The organism is Kitasatospora sp. NPDC058218 (genome assembly GCF_042882445.1).
Classification (GTDB): domain Bacteria; phylum Actinomycetota; class Actinomycetes; order Streptomycetales; family Streptomycetaceae; genus Kitasatospora.
Genome location: NZ_JBHVWC010000146.1, coordinates 1 through 4,689, shown reverse-complemented (window position 1 = coordinate 4,689; position 4,689 = coordinate 1). Strand labels below are relative to the sequence as shown.

Annotated in this window: 2 protein-coding genes and 1 pseudogene; 2 read left to right on the top strand and 1 reads right to left on the bottom strand. The window is 69.0% G+C overall.

Features of this window, described 5'->3' with window-relative positions; genetic code table 11:
• Window positions 1-22: 22 nt before the first annotated feature.
• Window positions 23-580 carry a hypothetical protein gene (locus ACFVYI_RS42225; protein WP_387895412.1) on the bottom strand — a complete coding sequence of 186 codons (558 nt, stop codon included), beginning with the start codon at window positions 578-580 and terminating at the stop codon, window positions 23-25.
• A 290-nt stretch (window positions 581-870) separates the two neighbouring features.
• Here ACFVYI_RS42225 and ACFVYI_RS42220 point away from each other — a divergent pair, with 290 nt between their 5' ends.
• Together ACFVYI_RS42220 and ACFVYI_RS42215 are read left to right on the top strand one after the other, a co-directional pair.
• Entirely contained in the window at window positions 871-3,312 is a 2,442-nt protein-coding gene (locus ACFVYI_RS42220) for a PKD domain-containing protein (RefSeq protein ID WP_387895410.1), read from the top strand.
• A gap of 281 nt (window positions 3,313-3,593) precedes the next feature.
• Window positions 3,594-4,137, top strand: a pseudogene (locus ACFVYI_RS42215) (alpha/beta hydrolase); the annotation flags it as partial.
• Window positions 4,138-4,689 lie beyond the last annotated feature (552 nt).

Here is a 4,689-nt window from a genome sequence, read left to right as displayed (position 1 = left end):
CCGACCCCAGCTCACCGGACCGTCACACCCCCAAACCATCCACAACACCCCAACCCAACAACCGACCCCCGCACCTAAAAAGACGAGCCGTCACATCGCGTTGGTCCAGGTCCAGCGAACCCGCTTCCTGGAGGATGCGCACCAGGAACTCCGCCATGCCGTAGGGATGCTCGACGAATCCCTCACCACCGTGCTTCCAGACCACCACCGGCCACCGGTCCGGATCAGGCCCTGCCGACCGCCAGTACAAATACCCATACGCCAGCCCGTAGCTCTTCAACCTGCCCCAGCCGATGAGGGATCCCTGCGCCGGAAAGCGCGGGTAGTCAGACCCGGTTTCCTCGATCCATCGCTCGCCGGACGCACGCAGTGTCATCGTCGGGATGTCCGCACGGTCGGACTCCCCGGCCTGAAGTGAGGCGATCTCCACCCGATCATCGATCGACCCCGCACCGTAGACGGCGACGAAGTCCCGGAAATCGCTCGGCAGCGACACGTCGAGGGTCTGCTCCACCGAGTCCCAGTCGACGACGTCACCGGAGCCACCGTGCGGCGGCATCAGCCCGATGAGGGATTCCACTGCTGGATGCATCCCTTCCTCCCCTTCAGTCGAGTCCGGCCCGGCCACGTTAGCGGCCCCCGGCGTCGGCGGTCGGCAGTGGGTCCGGGCGCGACGATGCGGCGTTGAGGAAGAGCGGACGGCCCGGCGAACTGCCCTCCCACCGGCGGGATACCCGGTTGAGGCCGCGTGAAGGGCTCGTGGATACTTGTGCCGCCCTTCCATTCAGTCCGTCTGCGAAGAGCCTCCGCCGGCGTGCCGCTCAGGACGACGCCGACCTCACACCGAGTCACACCAGGGGGACCCCAGTCATGGCAATATCCCGTCGCGTCGGCCTGGCCGTCGCGATCGCCGGCTCCGCGGTCGCCGGGACCGTACTGCCGTTCACCGCCCACGCCGCGAGCGCCGTGCTCTACGTGGACAACGGTCCCAGCGCGAACTGCTCGGACACCGGCACCGGTACCAAGGGGCAGCCGTTCTGCACCGTCCAGGCCGCCGCCGACGTGGTCGAACCGGGGCAGACTGTCGACATCGCGCCCAACCGCCGGTTCATCGGCCAGGTCACCGTCAAGCGCTCCGGCCTGCCGGGCAAGCCGATCGTCTTCAAGAGCGACATCCCGTACCGCGTGCCGAGCACGTTCGTGGGAACCGAGGAGTGGAGCCAGGGTTCGAACCCCGCTCCGCACGCCTTGCTGCTCGACGGCGTCCACGACGTCACCGTCACCGGTCTCAACCTCAAGGCCCCGCAGGAGGCCGTGCTCGTCAAGGACTCCACGCGGATCGTCCTGGACCGCGACGACGCCAGCGGCGGCGACCCGGTCTTCAACGGCGTCCGGGCCTTCCCGCAGGCGACCCCGACCGTCCGGATCACCGGGGCCAGCGCAGACGTCACGGTAAGCCGTACCCGGTTCTTCGGGGCGCCCGTCGCCGGCGTCGCGGTCGAGGCCGGGGTCAGCGGCACCGTCGTCACCACCAATCAGATCGCCGACGGCACCGGCCGGGGCGTGATCGCCACCGACGCCCCCGGCACCGTCGTGGTGAGCAACACCTTCGGGCGGAACTGCCAGACCGACCTGGAGCTCGCCGGAACCTCCACCGGCGCGGTGGTCGAGAACAACATCTTGACCAGGGTCCCCACCGCCTCCTGCGACGGCACGGTCCCGACGGCGACCCCGCTGGTGGTGTCGACCGGCTCCGCACAGGGCACCAAGGTCGACTACAACACCGTCGTGCCGTCGGGCACCGACTCCTACTCCTGGGGCGGCACGTCCTACGCCACCTCCGAGGCCTTCCGGGCCACCGGACAGGGCGAGCACGACAACAACACCGACCCGGGGTTCAACCGGGTCGTCAACAACTACACCCCGTCCGCCACCGCGGCCGTGACGGACGCGGCAGACACGACCGCCCCCGGCATGCTGGCCACCGACGTCTACGGCGACGCGCCGGCCGACCACCCGGGTGTCCCCAACCTCGGGACCGCGGGTTTCCGGGACCGCGGGGCCATCGAGCTCCAGGACCCGCTGAACGTCAACATGAGCGGCGTCCCGTACGGCCAGCCGGGCTACCCGCTCAACGCACGGTTCGAGGTCAGCTACACCGCCAGCTGGGGGCCGGGAACCGGCACCCTGGACTTCGGCGACGGCAGCGTGCCCCAGCTGGTCGACCCCGGGTACAAGTTCATCGACCACAACTACCCGGCCGCCGGCACGTACACCGCGACGCTGACCGGGACCGGCCCGTCCGGCGTGGTCCGCACGTCCACCGCCAAGGTCACCCTCGCCCCGGTCCAGGAGCTCCAGGCGCGGTTCACCTGGGGCAACGGCGACTATTCCCGCGCCGGCATCGTGGTGAACTCCCAGAGCATCGGCCCCTGGCCGATCGTCCGGCGCGTCTACGACTTCGGTGACGGCACCGCCCCCACGGTCGTCGAGGGCCCCAACGCGCCCACGACCCTCACCCACGACTACGGCGTGGGCGGCCGCTACACCGTGACCGAGACGGTCACCGACGACCACGGCCACACCGCGAGCACCTCGATGCCGACGTGGGTCCGCGGTCCCCAGGCAGGCGTGCCGTTCACCGGCTACTTCAGTGGCCCCACCAGCCACAACGGCCTGTTCGACAACGGCAACTGGGTGTTCTCGTACAACAAGACCGACTCGACGCCGTCCACCAGCTGGCACTTCGGTGACCTGGGCGATGTCCCCGTCGTCGGCAACTGGGACAGCACCTGCCAGTGCCAGCAGGCGATCTACCGGCCGAGCACCTCCACCTTCGCCCTGCGCCACCGTGACGGGTCCGTCTCGACCGTGCAGTTCGGGGACCCCGGTGACCTCCCCGTCGTCGGCAAGTGGGACGGCAGCGCCCGGTCGGACCAGCTGGCCGTCTACCGCCCCGGTACCGGCCTGCTCGCCGTACGCCACGACGACGGCACCATCACCACGATGCGCTTCGGCGACCCCGGCGACCTCCCCGTCGTCGGCGACTGGGACGGCGTCAAGCACGCCCAGTTCGGCCTCTTCCGCCCCGGCCGCAACGCAGGCGACCCCAACCTCTTCATCCTCCGCCACGACGACGGCACCGTCTCCACCGCCGCCTACGGCGAGAAAGGCGACCTCCCCGTCGTCGGCGACTGGCTCGGCACCGGCCGCACCACCTACGGCATCTACCGCCCCGACACCCACCGCTTCGCCCTCAGCTACGCCTACGCGGGCCGCACCGACGTCACCTACACCATCTACACCTACTGACACCGCGCTGACGAACCCGGGGCGGCACTCGACCGAGCGCCGCCCCGGCGTCTTCCCCCCGCAGTCGTGTGTCCGACTCAGTGGCGTCCGGCCACGGAGCCCGCGTGGAAACCCGTTGGCGAACCACGGCGGCCACTGCTACGTTTCCGGAGGCCGTGCGAGAGAACGAGGAGGTGGTACCCGTGAACGCAGTATCGACATGGGTGCTCCCCTCCGGGGTCACGGTCGGGCGATAGGTCGTCCGGGAGCGCCGTTCAAGAGCCCTCCCGAAAAGCACGACCGTGCAATTCACTTCTGAACAGCGTCTCGATGACGGCATCCTCGAACGCGAATTCACCTCGGCGAGATCCCCGGCACCGTGTGGACGCCTGAATCCACCGCACCGGCCCCGCTGATCCTGATGGCCCACAACAACGGCCTGCCCAAGGGGCATCCCGGCTGGTGGCCCGGGCCCGGCACTGCGCGGCGCACGGCTACGCGGTGGCCGCCATCGCCCCCGGGTGCGGCGACCGGCCCCGTTCCGCCGCCGACGAGCAGGCCCGCGCCGACCTTCGCCGGGCGATGCGGGCCGGCGAGCCGGTCGACGAGATCTTCGAGTCCTTCATCGGCCCGCTGGTCGAAAAGGCGGTCCCGGAATGGCGGACCACCCTGGACGCCCTCCTTTCACTGCCCGGCATCGGCGGCCCGGTCGGGTACTCGGGGTGGACCGCCGTCGGCATTCGGCTGGCTGTGGTCGAGCCGCGCATCGCGACCGCCGGTTTCTTCGCCGGGGGTTACGTGCCCCGTGCCCAGCGCAAGGAGGCCCGGCAGGTCACCGTTCCGCTGCCGACGGCTCTCACACCAGGACTGACAGCGACAGAAAGGACATACAAGATGGGCGTTTACGTGTCGGTCAGAGGATGGCTGGAGTGCGACGAAACGCAGCTCGTCACCGTCCAAGAGATCATCTCGTCCCACGCCGACGATCACTACTCCGGCGGATGGGGCACACCTCGGCAGCAGGTCAACTGGACCCACTACATCTTCTACGGCGCCGACATCCGCGCATCGGCCCTGGACTGGTTCACGAACCAGCTCCAAGAGATCGCCCGGGTCCCAGCCTCCGACGACGACGGGGACCTCATCCGGGGCCTGTTCCTAGCCAGCCATGAAGTCGATGGGACGACTGAGTGGCAGGTCCGCGAAGGCCAGCTCGTCATCTCGCCCGCCGACATCAGACACCAGTACCTCGATGAATAGCCCCACCCATTCCGAGGGTTCTAATACCCGACTCCACCATTAACCTGCGTGTTTCACTTGCGGCGGTGTCCGGATCATGAGCGGGAACGCGAAAGTGCCTTCTGCGCTGGGAAGATGAGGCTTGTCGAAGGTCTCTGT